At 68.9% G+C, this 18,386-nt stretch carries 12 protein-coding genes and 1 tRNA gene; 5 read left to right on the top strand and 8 right to left on the bottom strand.

Annotated elements, in window-relative coordinates:
- The first annotated feature begins 261 nt into the window (after positions 1-261).
- Complete coding sequence (locus ABD848_RS09025) at positions 262-1,875, top strand: nucleotide-binding protein (RefSeq protein WP_344969578.1); 1,614 nt, start codon at positions 262-264, stop codon at positions 1,873-1,875.
- Positions 1,876-1,950: 75 nt separating this feature from the next.
- Here the strand turns inward: ABD848_RS09025 and ABD848_RS09020 are convergent.
- Together ABD848_RS09020 and ABD848_RS09015 are read right to left on the bottom strand one after the other, a co-directional pair.
- Positions 1,951-2,040: transfer RNA gene (locus ABD848_RS09020), tRNA-Ser, on the bottom strand.
- Positions 2,041-2,719: 679 nt separating this feature from the next.
- A complete protein-coding gene (locus ABD848_RS09015; RefSeq protein WP_344969576.1) occupies positions 2,720-3,412 on the bottom strand; it encodes a response regulator transcription factor in 693 nt (230 codons plus the stop codon).
- Positions 3,413-3,822: 410 nt separating this feature from the next.
- Here ABD848_RS09015 and dnaN point away from each other — a divergent pair, with 410 nt between their 5' ends.
- The gene (gene dnaN / locus ABD848_RS09010; protein WP_344969573.1) at positions 3,823-4,980 is read left to right on the top strand and encodes a DNA polymerase III subunit beta; all 1,158 of its coding nucleotides are present in this window, start codon (positions 3,823-3,825) and stop codon (positions 4,978-4,980) included.
- A 248-nt stretch (positions 4,981-5,228) separates the two neighbouring features.
- On the opposite strand, the gene ABD848_RS09005 is transcribed toward dnaN, so the two are convergent.
- The 4 genes from ABD848_RS09005 to ABD848_RS08990 all read right to left on the bottom strand — a co-directional run bounded on the left by ABD848_RS09005 (position 5,229) and on the right by ABD848_RS08990 (position 8,751).
- Positions 5,229-5,654, bottom strand: coding sequence for a PPOX class F420-dependent oxidoreductase (locus tag ABD848_RS09005; protein ID WP_344969569.1), 426 nt, complete (start codon positions 5,652-5,654; stop codon positions 5,229-5,231).
- Positions 5,655-6,209: 555 nt separating this feature from the next.
- The gene (locus ABD848_RS09000; protein WP_425567476.1) at positions 6,210-7,028 is read right to left on the bottom strand and encodes a DUF2786 domain-containing protein; all 819 of its coding nucleotides are present in this window, start codon (positions 7,026-7,028) and stop codon (positions 6,210-6,212) included.
- Between the two features lie 80 nt (positions 7,029-7,108).
- Positions 7,109-7,519, bottom strand: coding sequence for a hypothetical protein (locus ABD848_RS08995; RefSeq protein ID WP_344969564.1), 411 nt, complete (start codon positions 7,517-7,519; stop codon positions 7,109-7,111).
- A 320-nt stretch (positions 7,520-7,839) separates the two neighbouring features.
- On the bottom strand, positions 7,840-8,751 hold the full coding sequence (locus ABD848_RS08990; protein ID WP_344969560.1) for an NUDIX domain-containing protein: 912 nt from the start codon (positions 8,749-8,751) through the stop codon (positions 7,840-7,842).
- Positions 8,752-9,623: 872 nt separating this feature from the next.
- Between ABD848_RS08990 and ABD848_RS08985 the strand changes: the two genes are divergently transcribed.
- Positions 9,624-12,734: an FAD-binding and (Fe-S)-binding domain-containing protein gene (locus tag ABD848_RS08985; protein ID WP_344969556.1), complete on the top strand. Its 3,111-nt coding sequence runs from the start codon at positions 9,624-9,626 to the stop codon at positions 12,732-12,734.
- A gap of 1,229 nt (positions 12,735-13,963) precedes the next feature.
- Here ABD848_RS08985 and lpdA read toward each other — a convergent pair.
- Entirely contained in the window at positions 13,964-15,376 is a 1,413-nt protein-coding gene (lpdA, locus tag ABD848_RS08980; RefSeq protein ID WP_425567475.1) for a dihydrolipoyl dehydrogenase, read from the bottom strand.
- Positions 15,377-15,705: 329 nt separating this feature from the next.
- Between lpdA and ABD848_RS08975 the strand changes: the two genes are divergently transcribed.
- Together ABD848_RS08975 and ABD848_RS08970 are read left to right on the top strand one after the other, a co-directional pair.
- Positions 15,706-17,121, top strand: a complete 1,416-nt coding sequence (locus tag ABD848_RS08975; protein ID WP_344969548.1) for an FAD-binding oxidoreductase — start codon at positions 15,706-15,708, stop codon at positions 17,119-17,121.
- An 82-nt stretch (positions 17,122-17,203) separates the two neighbouring features.
- Complete coding sequence (locus ABD848_RS08970) at positions 17,204-17,869, top strand: helix-turn-helix domain-containing protein (protein WP_344969544.1); 666 nt, start codon at positions 17,204-17,206, stop codon at positions 17,867-17,869.
- On the opposite strand, the gene ABD848_RS08965 is transcribed toward ABD848_RS08970, so the two are convergent.
- Positions 17,859-18,260, bottom strand: coding sequence for a VOC family protein (locus ABD848_RS08965; RefSeq protein ID WP_344969541.1), 402 nt, complete (start codon positions 18,258-18,260; stop codon positions 17,859-17,861). The two genes, ABD848_RS08970 and ABD848_RS08965, sit on opposite strands and share 11 nt — an antisense overlap.
- Positions 18,261-18,386 lie beyond the last annotated feature (126 nt).

Genomic DNA, 18,386 nt, shown 5'->3' with positions numbered 1-18,386 from the left:
TTCACCTGTGTCCATCCCTGGTTGTGGCAGTTGTTGGATCGTCCGTGCTCACGCCGTGAGAGAACGTTTCGAGATTTATTGCTGGGGAGCGGTGTGACCATTTCGCTAAACCGATACTTTTATCGTTGTTGACTCCGGGTGGCAGAGGTTCCGAAGCTTGGCAGGGCGGTGGAAAACACAGTCCGTTCTCTTCCCCCTTTTTCCTCGGTGCCCACTCGGGGAGAGCAACCCGGCCCTTGACGTGCCGTTAGGAGAACCTCGGTGGCATACGAAGATCGCGATGGTCCCGACCACGCGGGTAAACGTCGTCCGCACAGTCAGGAAGGCGACCGCGGCGCCGGGGCGGGAGAGCAGGGCCACGACGCCCAGTTTCGGGACGGCGACGAACACGGCTCCAACGAGACGCGGCCCGAGGACTGGTTCGGCGGCGACACCCCCACTCCCCCTCCGCCGCCCTACGCTCAACACCAGGCAGACAGCGACTCGTCGGTGGCCTATCAGCCTCCGATGCACGCCCGCGGTGCCGACTCCCGCCACCAGCAGTCGCCCGTGGCGGGGGCGGCGCCCCAGGGCAACGGCCGTTCCGTTGGCGAGGTGTCCGTGGCCACACCCTCGGGCGCGCCGTGGTCGCCGCCCGCGGAGTCGCCCACCCCGCCTCCGGACACCACTGGTGGGGCGGACGTTCGAGTGGACGCTCCGGCCGACGGCGCTCCTGACGACGATCTCCCCGAGCCTGAGCCGTTGCCCCCGCTGGAGGGCACGTTCGCTCCGGTAGCCGAGGACGGCAGCAGCAATGTCACCACCGATCAGGGGCAGCCGGCAGCGCCGCCTTCCGCCCCGTCCGAGAGCGCGCCGGCCGCTCCCGCCGGTACGGCGCCACCGTCGCCGGAGGCCGCCGTCCAACCGGACTCTCCGCCCTCGGGCGGACAGCCCCGCCCCGCGGTGCCGGAGACGGCGGAGGCGTTGCAGGCGGAGACGTTGGTGCGGTCGCGGCGGGAGCCGCCTACGGGTGGGTGGCGTCGGGCGGTGCATGCGGCCACCTTCGGGTTGGTCCATCCGGGGGAGTCGCCGGCCGAGCTGCGGCGGCGTGAGTTGGTGGCGCGGGCGCGTACGCATGTGGCCGGCGGGCACCATCGGGTGGCGATCATGAGTTTGAAGGGCGGGGTGGGCAAGACCACCACCACGGTCGCGTTGGGGTCGACGCTGGCCAGTCTGCGCGGCGATCGGGTGTTGGCGGTCGATGCCAACCCGGATCGAGGGACGCTGTCGGACAAGGTGCGGTTGGAGACGGCGGCCACGATTCGGGATCTGCTCAACGAGCGCCATCTGGTGCGTCGTTATGCCGATATCCGCGGGTTCACCTCTCAGGCGGCCTCGCGGTTGGAGATTTTGGCCTCCGATCGGGACCCGGCGGTCTCGGAGGCCTTCAGTGAGACCGATTATCGGCAGGTGGCCGATCTGTTGGAGCACTTCTACTCGATCACGCTCACCGACTGCGGCACCGGCTTGTTGCATTCGGCGATGAGCGGGGTGTTGCAGTTGGCCGACCAGATCGTGCTGGTCTCGACGGCGTCGGTGGATGGGGCGCGCAGCGCCAGTGCGACGTTGGATTGGCTGGAGGCCCACGCTTACGGGTATCTGGTGCAAAACGCGGTGGTGGTGTTGTCGATGGTGCCCACCGGCAAGTCCAGTGTGGACGTGGACCGGCTGACCCAGCATTTCGCCAGCCGGGGCCGCCAGGTGGTCACGATCCCGTGGGACGCCCACCTGGAGGAGGGCGCCGAGGTCGACCTCGACCAGCTCCACGCCACCACCCGCCACGCCTACCTCAACCTCGCCGCCGCCGTCGGCGACGCCTTCGCCTGGACCAGGTAAGAGCCGGTCAGCCATCGGCGGCACGGAAAAACACGTGGGGCTCTCCGAAGGTACCTTCGGAGAGCCCCATCGGTGCGGAGGGTGTGGGATTTGAACCCACGAGGCCGGGGCTACCGACCTTGCGCTTTTCAAGAGCGCTGCACTCGGCCGCTATGCGAACCCTCCATAGCGAAGCTGACCGCTTCGCACGCTTGTGATGGTGTTTTTCTCCCGCGCCGCGGCTCGGGAAACCCCATCCGTGAGCACGGCGGGTCCGGCACCGCGGAACGCATCCCAGACGATGCCAGATGCTCCCACGCTCGCGCCACTGGGATATCGGCTCTCGGGGCCGGGACGGTGCCCGAGCACCGGCGCCGGTCCGGATGTCGACCGGGCTGTTGCTCTTCCCCGGCCAGCGTGCTCACTCGCCCCATACTACCGTGATCCACCGTTGCACCGGCTGCTTGCCCGCCTCGCCGCGCAACGGCGCGATGGAATGTGACAGGCCGGGATGACGAGGGGCTTAAGCCACGGGTGGCCCCGTGTCACCCCGGCCGAGGCCGCCAGGACCAGGCGGGTAACAGTAACGCGAAACAGCCACGACCTGGGAAGGGCCGGCCGTAGTACCGCGTCTGCGATCACGGGAGGAGTCGGTGTGATCGCACTGCCGAATCTAACGAGACGACGGACGCGCCCCCACTGTCCGCGGTGCTTGTCTTTTCGAGCATGATTGTCACTCTGGTGATAAATCCGCCGGCAGAGAGTGTCGTGAATGCCCTGTTTTTTCGCTTAGGCGGGTTTCAGGACTTTGGGGAGGGGCGGACGGATACGTGTCCCGCCCGGCCCTCCCCTGTGCCCGGCGTGCTCACTCCAGCACGTTCTCGCGGATCGCATAGACCGCGGCCTCCATCCGCGAGTGCAGTTGCAGCTTCTCCAGGATGTTGCGCACGTGGTTTTTCACCGTGTTTTCGGCGATGTGCAACTCTCGGGCGATTTCGCGGTTGGAACGGCCGCGGGCGATTAGCCCCAACACCTCGGTTTCGCGTCCGGTCAGCCGTGGCGTGGGCACCTGACGGGGCCGGGTCTTGTCCTTCTTGGCCAGCGCCGCGAACTCCCCGATCAGCTTGGTTGCCATCGAGGGGTTGATGAAGGACTGCCCGCCCGCCACGGCCCGCACCGCGTCGGGCAGGTCGGTGATCGAAATCTCCTTGAGCAGATAACCGGTCGCGCCCGCCTTCAACGCCTCGAACAGGTCGGCCTCCTCGTCGCTGATCGTCAGCATCACGATCCGCGCCGAGGGCACTGCCGCCTTCACAGCAGCGCAGGCTTCGATGCCGCTGGTGGGCATCTGTACATCCATCAGGACCACGTCGGGCAGCAACTCGGCGGCCTGGCTGACGGCGTCCGCCCCGTCGCCGGCTTCTCCAACCACCTCGATGTCGGCCTCCTCATCGAGGACCGAAACCAGGCCGCGCCGGAAGAACGCATGATCGTCGACGACGAGCACCTTGGTGCCACTAGTCGTAGGGTCGGCGGTCGAAGCGGGGGACACGCTCACCGTAGGTCCTTTCTGAAATTGGGGCAGCGCGGCACTTCTACTTTGGCACGTCACCCACCGTGCTAGCCCCCGGACATAGGGCTTCGTTCCCGCCTTTTTCGCTCGGGGGACGTAGCGCTCTTCCCACGCGGTGCCGGTCGTCCACAGCGACACGCCGCCAGAAAACCCAGAAAACCGTGCCTGTCTGTCGTGTCCACTTGGTGAGGCGTGCCGGGGGCGTGCATGATGGTCGTTGCGCCGGCGTTCCCCGTCATCATTCGCCACGGAGGGCGGTGTTCCCGGGAACGTCGGCGCCTCTGTCGCGCCTTTTGTGCTTTCGTGGCCTTCCGCGTCGTTCGTCCGAATTGTCACTTCCCCTGGATACGGTCGCTGTGAGTCGTTCGGTGGGACGAAGGCAGGAGGAGGCCGGCGTGAGATTCCGAGTCGATCAGCAGGGGTTCGCCGACGCTGTCGCGTGGACGGCCCGAGCCTTGCCCAGCCGTCCGGCCGTTCCCGTGCTCGCGGGGATGCGCCTCGACCTTTCCGATCCCGCCTCAGGGCGGTTACAGCTTTCCAGCTTCGACTACGAGGTTTCGGCGCGGGCCGCGGTCGACGTGGCTGCCGTCGAGGCGGGCACGGTGCTGGTGTCGGGCCGGCTGCTGGCCGAGATCGTGCGTAACCTGCCCGACCGACCGGTAGAGGTCGCCGCTGACGGTCCGCGCGTCACTCTCACCTGCGGCGGTGCGCGTTTCACCCTGCTCACGTTGCCCTTGGAGGACTACCCCCGGCTGCCCGAGATGCCCGCAGCGGTCGGATCGGTCGCCGCCGACGCCTTCGCCTTGGCGGCCCGCCAGGTGACCCCGGTCGCCAGCCGTGACGACACCTTGCCGATGCTCACCGGCGTCCACCTGTCGATGGCGGCGGACTCGATGACCTGGGCCGCCACTGACCGCTACCGCATCGTAGTGCGCGAGCTGTGGTGGCACCCCGAGCACCCCGACCTTGCCGCGACCGCTTTGGTGCCGGCACGCACGCTGGCCGAGACTGCTCGGGCGTTGGTCAACGGGTCGAATGTAGGGATCGCGCTCTTCTCGCCAGAGAGGGGCGCGGGGGACTCCACCATGCCCAGCGAGGGCATGATTGGTTTCGACAACGCCGGTCGGCAGATGACGACCCGGCTCATCGACAGCGAGTTCGTCAACTACCAGGCCCGGTTCCCCAGCGACTTCTCCGCGCGGGCGCGGGTGCCCACCGCCCCGCTCCTGGAGGCCGTCAAACGGGTCGCGCTCGTGGCCGAGCGTGGCACACCGCTGCGGCTGTCCTTCTCCGCCCACGAGGTGGTGTTGGAGGCGGGCTCGGGGGACGACGCCCAAGCGTTGGAGGCCATGCAGGTGGAGTTCGGGGGCGATGAGCTCAGTATCGCCTTCAACGTGCAGTACCTGCTCGACGGGCTCGGCGCGGTGGACAGCGAGCACGCTGACATCGGCTTCACCAGTCCCACCAAACCCGCGGTCATCTCCAACGTGCCCGCTGACGAGAGCGATCGGCCCGACCTGCGCTACCTCGTGATGCCACTGCGGGTGTCCTGAGCGGCCCCGGCTGCCGGGGCCGCCGCCTCTGCTTTCCCGCCGCCGCGCCATGGCAGGGCCGATGGGGGCCGGCTTCCGTGGCTCGGTCCTGTTGTCGAGCGGCTGGGGCGTAGAAGGCCGTGGGGGTGTTCTTTGTTCGCTCGTGCCTCGCTCGCTGCGCGTTCCCGCCAGCCCGTGGGGCGACAGCGGAGGCGCTCACCCGCGTGCGCCCACCGCCTGGCCTCGCCGCCCGTCCAAAAGACACCAACCTAGTCCGGCCAGCCTTCGGCGCTTTCGATCGCGCCTTCGTCGAAGGGGCGCAACTCGTAGTGGAGGGCCTCGTAGCGCAGCAGCCGGTGTGACAGCGGAACGCCCCACCCTTGGAGCACGGGGTGGCGCCGGCTCAACAGTCGACTGGCTCGCTGCGCCTCGGCGCCTTCGAGGAGGTGGACCTGGCCACGGATCGGGCTGCCGGTGGGGTGGCCTTTGGAGGTGCAGGGACGCAGGTCGGCGACGGGGTACCCATGCAGTCGTCGCGCTTTGGCGGAGTCCTGCCACGTGCTGAAGAGCACCCGGTCACCGTCGATGACGATGCGGACCGGTGTGTCCACCGACGTTGTCCCGTCGCGTTGGTATGTGGTCAGCAAAGCTGTTTTGTAGTGCTCGAATGCCTTCAGGAGCGCGGCCGTGGACATCCGGTCCTCCTTGCCTGCGGGGCACGCTGGCAGTGGCGACAGCGTTCACTATCCAGGTTCCCGCATGGAGTGGGGTACGTCACTGCCAACACAGGAATTCTTTGGACGGGGTCGCACGCCGCTGGGATGTCACCGTCGCGCGCACTTCGGCGGAAAGGCCCGCTCAGGGGATGGCGATGGAGAAGGCGGGGGATTCGGTCCCATAGTGAGAGGGCGTGCGCTGGGCAGCGCTACCCCATCATGCAGCTTGGCCGGATGTGGCCACGAACTGTGGTTTATCCACAAGGAAAATTGGCCGCTTGTTGACCTTCCCCAAGAATCCCGGAGTTATCCACAGGCTGACTGCGCCCCTGTGGAAGAAACCTCCCTGCCGCAGGAGCGTATTGGGGCACATTTCGCTGTTCGACGCCGACAACGCCCCGATAACGGACATACTTCTAAACCGCCCCGAGGTGACCGGAAAACGGCCACATCGGTGCGCGGCCGGCCCCGCTCAGTCCTTAGCGAGTCCACCTTCCGCCGCCGCGGCACCGGCCGCTCTGGGAGAGAACCCGATCACTCACCCTCGCTGAGCGAGGCGGTCTCGTTGCCGCCCACCGCGGTCTCCGTACCGATGCGGGCGCGTCGTCCCCGAACGTAACCGGCCCGGTACCCCGCCCGATGGTGGGTGCGTTCCGGGCGAGTGGGCCGCAGCTTGGGGAAGCGGCGCTCAAACTCTTCATAGACCCGGTCGACATCCTCGCGCAGCACCAGTTCCGCACCCCGGCTGCTCTGCCCCTCGGTGCCGTTGCTGCCATCGCCGGTCTCGCCGTTCTCCCCGGACTCGGGCTCCTCCCGCAGCCGCGCGCGGAACTCGCGGATGCGCTCGGCCACCGCATAGCCGTAAGCACGCACAAAGGAACGGTAGTAACGGCTGCGTTCGGTCGCCAGCGTCGAACGGTCGTAGTTGCGCAACTCCCGCAGGTTCGCGACGTGCTCGCGCGCCGAGTACCGTGCTGAGGCCTCCATTTGCATGCTGATCGACGGCAACAGCACCCGCAGCGAGTCCAGCGCCGTCATCGTGCCGACGATGATGAGGGTCCGATCGGTGTTGGCCGAGGTGTTCCCCCGGACCGCGGACTGGCATCCGTAGGCTGAGGCGATCGACGCGAGAGCCTTCACCCGCGCCTTGCCGTGGCCGCCCACCCCTGAGACGGGGAAGTCCAGTCGGGTGACGGACTCGGCCTCCTCGCCCCGTTGTGCCCGCGCCTCCGCTTCGGCGATGGCGTGGCGGGTCATCAGTTCTGCGGCCTTGGCGGTGAACGCCTGGCTTTCCGCGTCCGTGACCGAGGGGTCCTCCGCCATGCGGAGTAGTCCTCGGACACGCTCGATCATTTTTTGACGAGCTTCGGTCGACATAGAGCGCTGGTCGTTCCCCCGTTGTCCGGTGCGGTTTGACGCCGGCTACTGGCCGGTTAGGACTTGTTCCCAGCGACCATACCGATGATGCCGAGGATCACCCAGAGAACCGCCGCGGAACTGAGTCCCGCGAAGATCGCTGCGAACGGTCCGCCAGCGAACAGCGTTACCACGGCGACCCCCACACCAGCCAGAACCGCCGGAGGGCCGGCGAACCGCCAGGGGTACTGGTAGGCCCAGCGCCGTGCCCGCGGATCGCCCTTCTTCCCCAGCAGCGCCACTGCGCCGCCCACGAGGGAGAAGAAGAATATCGCCGTCGTCAGCGGGCCGGCGATGGAGAGATCACCCAGTGACATGAGGAAGGATAGTGCGCCGGCGACGGCGCCTGCGCCCGTTGCGATCCCTGTGGGCCAGATCATCGTCGCCGAGGCGACAGGAGTGAAAGCGTTTCCGCGCTCCAGCGTCATGTCAGCTCCTTGCGTCGGTGAGCGGTGCATGGCTGGATCGTCCAGCCGCTCACTCTCCACAATGCCCTTCGTCTGGCCGATTTACCTCAGGGCACGCCCCTGACTTTCCCCCGAAGTAACGTTTTCCCATGTCGCATCCTGAGGCACCGGACTCGTGGGCACTACATCCGGACAACGTATGGTCTCGCTGGAAAGTGCCCGCTGCCACCACGGCACCACAACGGTGGGCGGCCCGATAAGTTCGCGGTCACAACTCGGTTGGGGTCTGGCCAAAACTGGGGGGCGACGAGTTCCCCGTACCCTCGGGCCAGAGGCCGTCGTCACGGCAGCGGTGCCGACGCGCGGGCCTCGGCCATCCGCAGCAGCCAACTCGGCGACGCCACGTGCGCCCCCACGGCATGGCAGCGTGCCGCCAGCTCACGATCGGCGGTGACCACCACAGCACACGTCTCCCGCGCGTGCTCCGCGGTGACCCCCACGATGGTGTCGTCGCCCGACCCAGGGGCGGCCACCACCTCCACGCCGCGGGTCGGCTCCACCCCACGCGCGGCGCCCTCTGTGACGAGCACAACCGAGGGCAGCCACCGATACAACGGGGGCAGCGCCACCCCCTCGGGGATATCCGCGTCTGCCAGCCCATGCTGAGGCAGCAGCGCCAGCAGATCGCGTAGCCGCCCGGTGGCCGCCAGCCGGTCGTGCCACCAGCCGTCGGGCCGGTGCCCGATCGTGTTGGCGGCATCGACGACGATCACCAGACGCCGTGCCAGTGCCGCCCGCAGTTCCGGCCAGATCTCTCGTAGCGCCGGCAGGAGCTGGAGCTCCAAAACATCGTCCAGCGGCGTCCAGCGGATTTCGATGCTTTCGGCGTTGCCGGGAGAGAACTCCCACAACTCGGGCAGCCGCGCCAGCACGGTGTCGTAAGACCACACCGTGTGGTCTTGCCGGTGGATACCCCCCAGCACCGCGTGGTCGAGCACGCCCGCGACGCCGTGCACCTCCTCACCGAACTCCCGCAGCGCCGTGCCCACCGATGTCTCGCCGCTGTCGCGGGCACCGCCCGGCATGCCCCAGGTGCCGCCCTGGTGACTCCACAGTGCCCGCCGTTGCAGTAGCACATGCTCAGTGCCGGCGTGGTCTCGCGTGTGCAGCAGCAGCCCGGACGCCCCATAGCGGCCCCACCGCCGCGAACCGTCGGGCAGGATCACCCACCCGTCGCCGTCACCCGCGCCCATGGTCCCTCCGTTCCCCGCGCGCCGCCGGGAGCCTCCAGCGGCCGGATCTTTGCTACCAGCTTGCAGGCGCCGCCCGCCAGCGTCCGTGAGATATCCCCAACGTGGTTCCAACCAGCATGCGGCGGGGTGTCTTCCCGGCCAGGAACAGGCCCGGCTCTCAAGCCCTCGCGGGGCCAAAGCCCGCCGATGCGAGCCCGCGCCTATCGAGATGTCGACATGTCGCCGTCCCGCTGGGACACAGGTGGCAGCCTCGGCGACTCCGACGTATCGGAGTGGCACCTAGCGTCCCATCTGCCTTACCGAAAACCGTGCTTACGGGTGTGGAACCACGCATTTCCCGATGGTCTGCCCGGTGTCCGTATCGGGGCGCCGGCAACAGGAGTGAAACGCCGGTCGGTTGGGCAAGCGGTGGGAGGGGGTGCGGCTGCGGAAGCTGTGGGCTCTCCCGCACCCGCCCGCTCTGGACCCGGCGAACCACGTCGGGCCTTCACCACGGCTGTTGCGCCAGCGCCGGTGGGCGGGCGCGCGGCCCCAACGCTCCTCCCCGCCACGGAGAGGAGCACTCCGCTTGACCGGATGTCGCGGGAGGACGGCTCGCGGCCTCCGGTCGAGCGGTGCCCGCAGCAGACCGGCGCCCCGCCCCACCGGCCAGCCCAACGACCCCACCACCTCGCCCCCGCCCTTCCGACACTTCCGCCCGCCCCCGGGACGGCTGAACCGGCTCCGCGGCCACCCGAGGGGAGGTTTGTCCCCCAACGTGAGGGGTTAGCCAAGGTGGTGCAAGCCCACCGTGTCGCCCCACGAGACCGCGTCCAGCCGCGGCGACGCCCCCACGGGGCCGTTTCCCAGAACCGACGAGAGGAGGCGCCGACGTGAGCCTGGACCTGCCGGCCGCAGCGGAGCAGCACCCGAGCACCACCGTCGACACCGCCGCGCTCCAGCGCGCCCTGACCGAGCGGGTCGACGGCGAGGTGCGCTTCGACAACGGCTCCCGTGCCGCCTACGCTGCCTCCGGTGCCACCTACCGGCAGGTGCCCATCTGCGTGGTCGTGCCACGCTCAGTGGAGGCCGGCGCCGAAGCCGCCACGGTCGCCCGAGAACACGACGCCCCCTTGCTGTCGCGCGGCGGCGGCACCAGCCTGGCCGGCCAGTGCTGCAACGTCGCCGTCGTCATCGACTGGTCCAAGTACTGCGACCGTGTCCTTAGCGTCGACGTCGACGAGCGCACCGCCATCGTCGAACCCGGCGTCGTCCTCGACAACCTCAACGAGCGCACCCGCGCCGAAGGCGGCCTCATCTTCGGCCCCAAACCCTCCACCCATGACCGCTGCACCATCGGCGGGATGCTGGGCAACGACTCCTGCGGCTCCACCTCGCAGGCCTACGGCAAAGCCGCGGACAACGTGGTCAGCCTCGAAATCCTCACCTACGACGGCTGCCGCATGTGGGTGGGCGCCACATCCGAGGCCGACTACGAGGACATCCTCGCCCAAGGGGGCCGCCGCGCCGACATCTACCGGCGGCTGCGCGCGCTGAGCGACCGCCACGCCCGCGCCATCGAACGGCGCTTCCCCGACATTCCCCGCCGCGTCTCCGGCTACAACCTCGACTCCCTGCTGCCCCAGAACGGGTTCGACCTCGCCCGCGCCCTCGTCGGCTCCGAAGGCACCCTGGCCACCATCTTGCGCGCCAAAGTACGGCTAGTGCCCGAGCCCCCCGCCCGCGACGTCGTCGTCTTGGGCTACCGTGACATTTTCGCCGCCGGCGACGCCGCCGCCGGTATCGCCGCCTACGAGCCGCTCGCCATCGAGGGCGTCGACGACAAGCTCATCGACTACCAGCGCCGCAAACGCCTCAACCCCGAGGCGCGCAAGCTGCTGCCCGAAGGAGCCGGCTGGCTCATGGTCCAGTTCGGCGGCGAGACCCGAGCCGCGGTGCGCGAGCGCGCCCAACGCTTCGTCGACGAGATCAGCGCCTCTGAGCACGCCCCGACCGTGCGCTACTACGACAACCCCCGAAACAACGACGACCTGTGGAAGCTTCGCGAGTCCGCCCTGGGCGCCACCGCCCTCGTGCCCGGCGAGCGCGACACGTGGGAGGGGTGGGAGGACTCCGCGGTCGCCCCGGAACGCTTCGGCGAGTACCTGCGTGACCTGCACGCGCTCCTCACCGAGTTCGGCTACGCGCAGCGGGCCGCCTTCTACGGCCACTTCGGCCACGGCTGCCTGCACACCCGCATCCCCTTCGAGTTGTCGTCGCACGACGGCGTCGAACGCTACCGGGAGTTCGTCGAGCGCGCCGCCGACCTCGTCGTCTCCTACCGGGGCTCGTTCTCCGGAGAGCACGGCGACGGCCAGTCCCGCGCCGAACTGTGGCCCAAGATGTTCGGCGACGAACTGATGGCGGCCTTCGCCGCGTTCAAGCGCGTCTTCGACCCAGACGACCGCATGAACCCCGGCAAGCTCGTACGCCCCGACGGCACCTCCCCCTACCGCCTCGACGACAACCTGCGGTTCGGCCCCGAGCACGCCCCCGCCCAGCCCGCCACGTTCTTCGCCTACCCCGACGACGAGGGCGACTTCTCCCACGCTGCGCTGCGCTGTGTCGGTGTGGGCAAGTGCCGCCACGACTCCGGCGGTGTGATGTGCCCGAGCTACCGCGTCACCCGCGAGGAGGAGCATTCCACGCGCGGCCGTGCCCGGCTGCTGTTCGAGATGGTCGACGGCCAGGCCATCACCGACGGGTGGCGCTCCACCGAGGTCGGTGACGCCCTCGACCTGTGCCTGGCCTGCAAAGGCTGCAAGAGCGACTGCCCCGTCAACGTGGACATGGCCACGTACAAAGCCGAGTTCCTCGCCCACCACTACGAAGGGCGGCTGCGCCCCGCCGCGCACTATTCCATGGGCTGGTTGCCGGCGCTGGCGCGCGCGGCGTCACTGGCTCCAGGCGTGGTCAACACCCTCACCGGCCGACCGTCCATAGCCGCCATAGCCAAGCGGCTCGCCGGTATCGCCCCGGAACGGCCCATCCCCGAGTTCGCGCCGGTGCGGTTCCGCGACGCCTTCCGCCGTCGCACCGCCCGCACCGCGAACGAGACGAGCCAGGCGGGTGAGCGCGGCGAGGTCATCCTGTGGCCCGACACCTTCACCGACAATTTCCAACCCGGCGTCGGGGCCGCCGCCGTGCGTGTCTTGGAGGCGGCCGGGTTCCGCGTGCGCGTGCCGCGCCGCACCCTGTGCTGCGGCCTCACGTGGATCTCCACCGGCCAGCTCAGCCTCGCGCGGCGCGTCCTCCAGCAGACCGTGGCCGCCCTGCGCGAGGACCTGCGCGCCGGTATCCCCGTGATCGGGCTGGAACCCTCGTGCGCCGCGGTGTTCCGCTCCGACGCCCCCGAGCTGTTCCCCGACGACCCCGACGTGGCGCGGCTGCGCGACACCACCTTCACCCTGGCCGAGTTCCTCAACAGCCACGCCGCCCAGTGGCAGCCGCCCGCGATCGGCAACACCGTGCTGGCCCAACCCCACTGCCACCACCACGCGATCATGGGCTACGACGCCGACCAGGAGTTGCTGCGCCGCGCCGGTGCCGCACCCCACGTGCTCGACGTGGGCTGTTGTGGTCTCGCCGGCAACTTCGGGTTTGAACGCGACCACTTCTCGGTGTCGATGGCCTGCGCCGAGGACGGCCTGCTGCCCGCGGTCCGCGGTGCCGACAGCGGGGCGTTCGTGCTCGCTGACGGCTTCAGTTGCCGTACCCAGATCGACCACGCGGGCGTGGGGCGGCGTGCGGTCCACCTCGCCGAAGCGCTCGACCTCGCACTGCGCGGCGCTGTCCCCCGCGAGCGCCCCGAGCGGGCCAGTGTACGGTTCGGCCCCGGCCGGCGGGCGACGATGCCCAGCACCGCCGAACTGCGCCGCCGCGCCGTCGAGGCGGGCCAACGCAAGAGCTCCACCGGTTCTCCCGGTTCCCGTACTACCGGTTAGCCACGATGGGCTCGTAGGCCGTCGCCACGGCTCAAGGGCCGGGTAGGCGAGGCAGGGCAGCGAGGACGGGTGGTGGGCAGGGGTGACTGTCGGCTCCGGCGGGGTGGGGTGGCTGTCGGTAACGAGGAGCAGCGAGGGCGGCCGAGGTGGAGCAGGCATCAAAGCGGTGCTGGTACGCGGGGGCGGGGTGGGTGACGAAGGCAGCGAGGACAGGTGGTGGGTAGGGGCCCGGATATCGGCGCTGTGCACTGCGGCTACCGGCAGTAATGGAGAGCGGCGAGGGCAAGGGTTGGCCAGGGGGCTGCGTGTCGGTGCTGCTGGCTAGGGCAAAGGGTGGCGAGGCGAAGCAGCGAGGACGGATGGTGGGCAGAAGGGGCCTGGGAGCGATGCTGCTGGCTGGGGCTGGGGTCGGCGACGCGAGGCGGCGAAGGGCCGGCGGTGAGTGGGGTGGCTTGTCGTGTGCGGCGGTGCTTGGGCGAGGAGGGACACAGCGGCCTGTGTCTCACTGAATGAGACGGTGGATGTAGGGGGTGCGCCCAGCGCTGGGGGTAGCGCGCCACTGAGCGTGCGAACACGTCACAACCGCCCCCTAAAAGCGACAAAGCACCCATAGTGCTCCGCAGTGGCGGTGCAAACGTCCAACGAGCGAGACACTCGTTCGAGAATCAATATTCTCCCCTGGGGGTAAACCGACATAGTCCACCAAAACGGGCGCCACGTGGCCGGTGACTGCGCTTGGCGTTGCCAAAATCGCCCCCAGGATCGCCCAACGACGATCTCGGACCACGAAAACCGCCGCCCCCACCCATCGCAGCGGCCATGCCCCACCACCCACCCTCGCTTCCCTGCATTACCGCCGGGAGCCCCAGTGCACAGCGCTGATACCTGAACCCCCACCCACCGCCCGCCCTCGCTGCCCCTCGTCGCCAGCCCCAGCCGGCAGTACCGCTCCCAGGCTCCCTCTGCCAACCGCTTGCCCTCGCCGCCTCGCGGCACCACCCCACCCCAGCCAGCAGCACCGACTCGGAGCCTGCCCGGCCACCGCCGGCCTTCGCCGCCCTTCCGTTACCGCTGCCCCCCAGGAGCCAGCACCGATACCCGAACCCCTACCCATCGCCAGTCTTCGCCGCTGTTCGTCACCCCCTGGTCGGCCTTGCTCCCCGCCGCCCCGTCTGCACGCCTCCTGCGCCGGTAACAAACCGGCCGGCCGCTGCGTCGCGCCGGCCACGTCAAAGGTTGATCATGTGGTCGGCCAGGCCGTGCACCGCTTCCTTGACCGCCTCACTCAGCGACGGGTGGGCGTGCACGTTGCGGGCCACCTCGTAGACGGTGAGGTCCCACTGCTGGGCCAGGGTCAGCTCGGGCAGCAGCTCGGTCACCTCCGGGCCGATCAGATGCGCCCCGAGCAGCTCCCCATAGCTGGCGTCGCTGAGCACCTTCACGAAGCCACGCGTGTCGCCCAGTCCGTGGGCCTTGCCGTTAGCCATGAGCGGGAACTTGGCCACGCGCACGTCAAAGCCGGCCGTGCGCGCCTCCTCCTCGGTGTAGCCGAAGCTGGCGATCTGCGGCTGGCAGTAGGTGGCGCGCGGGATCATCCGGTAATCCACTTCCTGCGTCTCGGCGCCGGCGATCGTCTCGGCCGCGATGATGCCCATGGCCTCGGCGGTGTGGGCCAGCATCAGCTTGGCGGTGACGTCACCGATGGCGAAGATGTGTGGCGCGCTGGTACGCCCTCGACCGTCGATGTCGACGGCGCGGCCCTCGGTCAGCTTCACGCCGGCGCTTTCCAACCCGATCCCGGCCACATTGGGGCGGAACCCGATGGCCTGGAGTACCTTGTCGGCCGTTAGGAGCTGGCGCTGGCCATCCTGGGTCGACACCGTCACCCGCACCGGGGCGTCGGCGCTGTCGGGCTCCTCGATCGCCTCGACCTTGGTCGAGGTGTGCGCCGTGACGCCGAGCCTGCGGTAGTGCTTGGCCAGTTCCGCGGACACCTCGGCGTCCTCGGTGGGTACGAGCCGGTCCAGGAACTCCACGACCGTCACGTCCACGCCGTAGTTGCGCAGGATGTAGGCGAACTCGATGCCCACCGCGCCGGCACCTACGATGATGATGCTCTGCGGTAGTTGGTCGGTGAGGATCTGCTCCTCGTAGGTGACGACCCGCTCCGATATCGAGGTGCCCGGCAGGGTGATCGTCGAGGCGCCCGTGGCCACGATGGCGTTGTCGAAACTGATCCGCGTGGTCTCGCCTGAGGACAGCGCCACCTCCATGGTGTGGTCGTCGACGAAGACGCCCCGCCCGTCGAGCTCGGTGATCCCGTTCTTGCGCATGAGGTAGTGCACGCCCTTGACCCGGCCGTCGGCCACCGTGCGGCTGCGCTTGTAGGCCGCGCCGTAGTCGAAGGTGACCTCGCCCTCGGTCTCGATGCCGAAGGTGGCCGCCTCGTTGTGGAAGATGTAGGCGAGTTCGGCGTTGCGCAGCAGCGCCTTCGACGGGATACACCCCACGTTCAGACACACCCCGCCCCAGTACTGTTCCTCCACCACCGCCGTTTGCAACCCCAGTTGGGCGGCGCGGATCGCCGCGACGTACCCGCCGGGGCCGGCGCCCAGCACGACCACGTCGAAATGACCACTCATCACGAACCCCTCCCTGGCGTCGTTGCCTGCCCTCGTGAACATGATCCTGCCCCGTTTTCGAGAGCGGCACCGGTTGCACCGGCCGACTAATTTCAGCCGCTGCTGTGCCTCTATTTGGGGAGGCTTTCCCACGCCTGCTGTGTCATGACCTGGATTTTATGTGAGCTGTAACCAGCGATGCCGACGTATTAATATGTTTGACTTTTTGTGGATTGCCATAGATATTCGCGCCCCGATTCCGGAGCAACGATGGGGGAAGGCTCTTCTTCGATATAACACGTGAGGAAACCGGGTCCCCACATATCGAACGAGGGACGGGGGAGATCTTCATGACCGACATCAGAACCGGTTCCGGCCCACACACCGCCTCTGGGGACCGCAACGCGCGGGCACGCGCCGAGCTGAGCAGCTCCTTCACCGGCACTGTGCTGCTGCCCGAAGATCCCGCTTACCACCAGGCCCGAGGGATCTTCAACGCGATGATCGATCGGCGTCCCGCGGTCATCGCCCAATGCGAGACAACCCAAGACGTGGTCAAGGCCATTGGTTTCGCTCGTGACCAGGGGCTCCAGATCGCGGTACGCGGTGGCGGGCACGGGGTGGCGGGCACAGCGCTGGTCCAAGACGGCCTCGTCATCGACCTGCGACGGATGAACCAGGTGAGTGTCGACCTCGACACGTACACGGCCCGTGTGGGCGGCGGCGCCACGATGAGCGACCTCGACCGGGGGACCCAGCCCTACCACCTGATGACCACCGGCGGTCGCGTCTCCACCACCGGCGTCGCGGGCTTCACACTGGGCGGCGGAACGGGCTGGCTCGACCGCAAATTTGGCCTGGCCTGCGACAATCTGCTTTCGGTGGAATTGGTGACCGCCGACGGTGAGCTCGTGCGCGCCAGCGAACATGAGAACCCGGAGTTGTTCTGGGCGCTGCACGGCGGGGGCGGCAACTTCGGGGTAGCCACCTCGCTCACCTTCGCGCTCCACGAGCTTCCCGCGGTGACCGCGGCCATGTTGATCTGGCCCCCGGAACGGGGCCGGGAGGTGACCCGCGCCTACCGGGACTTCATCGACACCGCCCCCGACGATATCGGTGGAGGGATTCTCTACCACACCGGTCTAGCTGAGGAGTTCATGCCCGAGCGCCTGGTCGGCGCGCTCGCGCTGGGCATGCTGGTCACCTACACCGGTCCCGAGGAGGAGGCGCGGGAAGTCATACAGCCGCTGCGTGACCTCGCCCCCGAGGGCGAGATGATCGCGGAACTGCCCTATGCCGACCTACAGTGCATGCTTGACGACCCACCCAGTTACCGCAACTACTGGACCGCCGAGCACATCGCGTCCCTGCCCGATGAGGCTGTGGACCGCTACTGCGCCACCGCTGAGGACATGCTGGTGCCCTCGCCCACCCAGGATGCCCTGCTGCCCATGGGGGGAGCGGTCGCTCGCGCCGCCACCGACTACCCCCTCCCGTGGCGGGGGTCGCCGTGGGTGGTCCACCCGCTGGCGATGTGGGAAGACCCCACCGACGACGACGCGGCTCGCAGGTGGGTGCACCGCATCCGCGCCGACATGCAGCCGTGGTCGTTCGGCGCGGTCTACCTCAACTTCATTGGAGACGAAGGCGAGGCGCGGGTTATCGCCGGGTTCGGGGCGGACAACTACGCGCGCCTGGCAGCGGTGAAGGCCCGCTACGACCCCGAGAACGTGTTCCATTTCAACCACAACATCAAGCCGGGCTAGCCCCGGGCTCGACCGGGCCACCGCGACGAGCGCCGCGACGGGAGGTGACACTGGAAGGGTGTACCGAGAACGAGCCTCGCGCATGGCTGGTGCGGCAGTATGGCGCGCCACGGCCGACACGGCCCAGGTCAGCGCCGCGCGGGTGCTGCCCGACGGCTGCATGGACCTGATCTGGGCCGACGACGCGCTTATGGTCGCCGGCCCCGACACCACGGCCCACCTGACGGCGTGGCGGCCGGGCCGTGACTATGTCGGGCTGCGGTTCGCCCCCGGTACCGGCCCCACCATCCTGGGAGTGGCCGCCCACGAGCTGCGCGACCAGCGGGTTGGGCTGGCACACCTGTGGCCCGCCGGCCGGGTGCGGCGCCTCACCGAGCACGTCGCGGCGGCGCCGCGACGCGGCGTTGCCCTGGAGGAGATCGCGTTTGGGCGGCTTCGCCGCGTCGAGCCACCCGATCCCGCGATCCTGGCCGCTGTCGACCGGCTTCGGGCGGGCGCCACCGTGGCCGCCACGGCGGCAGCGGTCGGCATGGGCGAACGTCACCTGTATCGGCGCTGTCTGGCCGCTCTCGGCTATGGCCCCAAGACCCTGGCGCGCATCCTGCGGATGAACCGGGCGTTGGCCATGAGCCGTGCGGGCATCCCGCCGGCCACCGTCGCCGCCGAGGCCGGTTATGCCGACCAGCCCCACTTGGCCCGCGAGGTGCGGTCCCTGACGGGAGTGCCGCTGAGCGTCCTCACGCCATAGCCGGCAACGCCGCGAACAGGTCGATCCCGTTGCCGTCAGGGTCGAGAATCACCGCGTAGCGCTGCCCCCAGAATGCGTCCCACGGCTCGTGGCGGCCGGTGTATCCGGCATGGACGAGGTCGGCGTACACCCGGTCCACCTCATCGGGACTGTCGCAGGCGAAGGCGAGAGCGATGCCGGGGTCGCCGCGCGGTGGCGTCCACCCGGGGTTGAAGGAGCGGATGGTCTCGACGGTGTCCCAGGCCAGGCGCATCCCGCCCGGGAGCTCCACCTCGACGTGGGGTTGGGTGTCCGCCGAGGCCGCGATGTCGAGTCCCAGGTGGCGGTAGAACGCCAGCGATGTCGCCATGTCGGCTGTGACGATGCCGATCATGCTGCAAAAAGGTGCCATACCCGCAACAGTAGGCCGGTAGCCGATCCCGGTCTTGAACGGATCGGACCCGCCGGCGCGTTAGCTCGCCACGGCGAACAAACGCACCGGCGGGTGCGCGCCTGCCCTCGCACGTCACGCTCACGA

The sequence above is a fragment of the Salinactinospora qingdaonensis genome (genome assembly GCF_039539445.1).
GTDB lineage: Bacteria > Actinomycetota > Actinomycetes > Streptosporangiales > Streptosporangiaceae > Salinactinospora > Salinactinospora qingdaonensis.
Note: the sequence above shows the minus strand (reverse complement) of the source record. Positions and strands in the feature narration are given on the sequence as shown.

Excerpts from the sequence above, each read along its gene's own strand:
- ABD848_RS09005 (WP_344969569.1), bottom strand. The coding sequence starts at position 5,654 with ATGTCCACGGCCGCGCTCCTGAAGGCATTCGAGCACTACAAAACAGCT.
- lpdA (WP_425567475.1), bottom strand. The coding sequence starts at position 15,376 with ATGAGTGGTCATTTCGACGTGGTCGTGCTGGGCGCCGGCCCCGGCGGG.
- ABD848_RS08995 (WP_344969564.1), bottom strand. The coding sequence starts at position 7,519 with ATGACGCTGGAGCGCGGAAACGCTTTCACTCCTGTCGCCTCGGCGACG.
- ABD848_RS08965 (WP_344969541.1), bottom strand. The coding sequence starts at position 18,260 with ATGGCACCTTTTTGCAGCATGATCGGCATCGTCACAGCCGACATGGCG.
- ABD848_RS09000 (WP_425567476.1), bottom strand. The coding sequence starts at position 7,028 with ATGATCGAGCGTGTCCGAGGACTACTCCGCATGGCGGAGGACCCCTCG.
- ABD848_RS08990 (WP_344969560.1), bottom strand. The coding sequence starts at position 8,751 with ATGGGCGCGGGTGACGGCGACGGGTGGGTGATCCTGCCCGACGGTTCG.
- ABD848_RS08970 (WP_344969544.1), top strand. The coding sequence starts at position 17,204 with ATGGCTGGTGCGGCAGTATGGCGCGCCACGGCCGACACGGCCCAGGTC.
- ABD848_RS08975 (WP_344969548.1), top strand. The coding sequence starts at position 15,706 with ATGACCGACATCAGAACCGGTTCCGGCCCACACACCGCCTCTGGGGAC.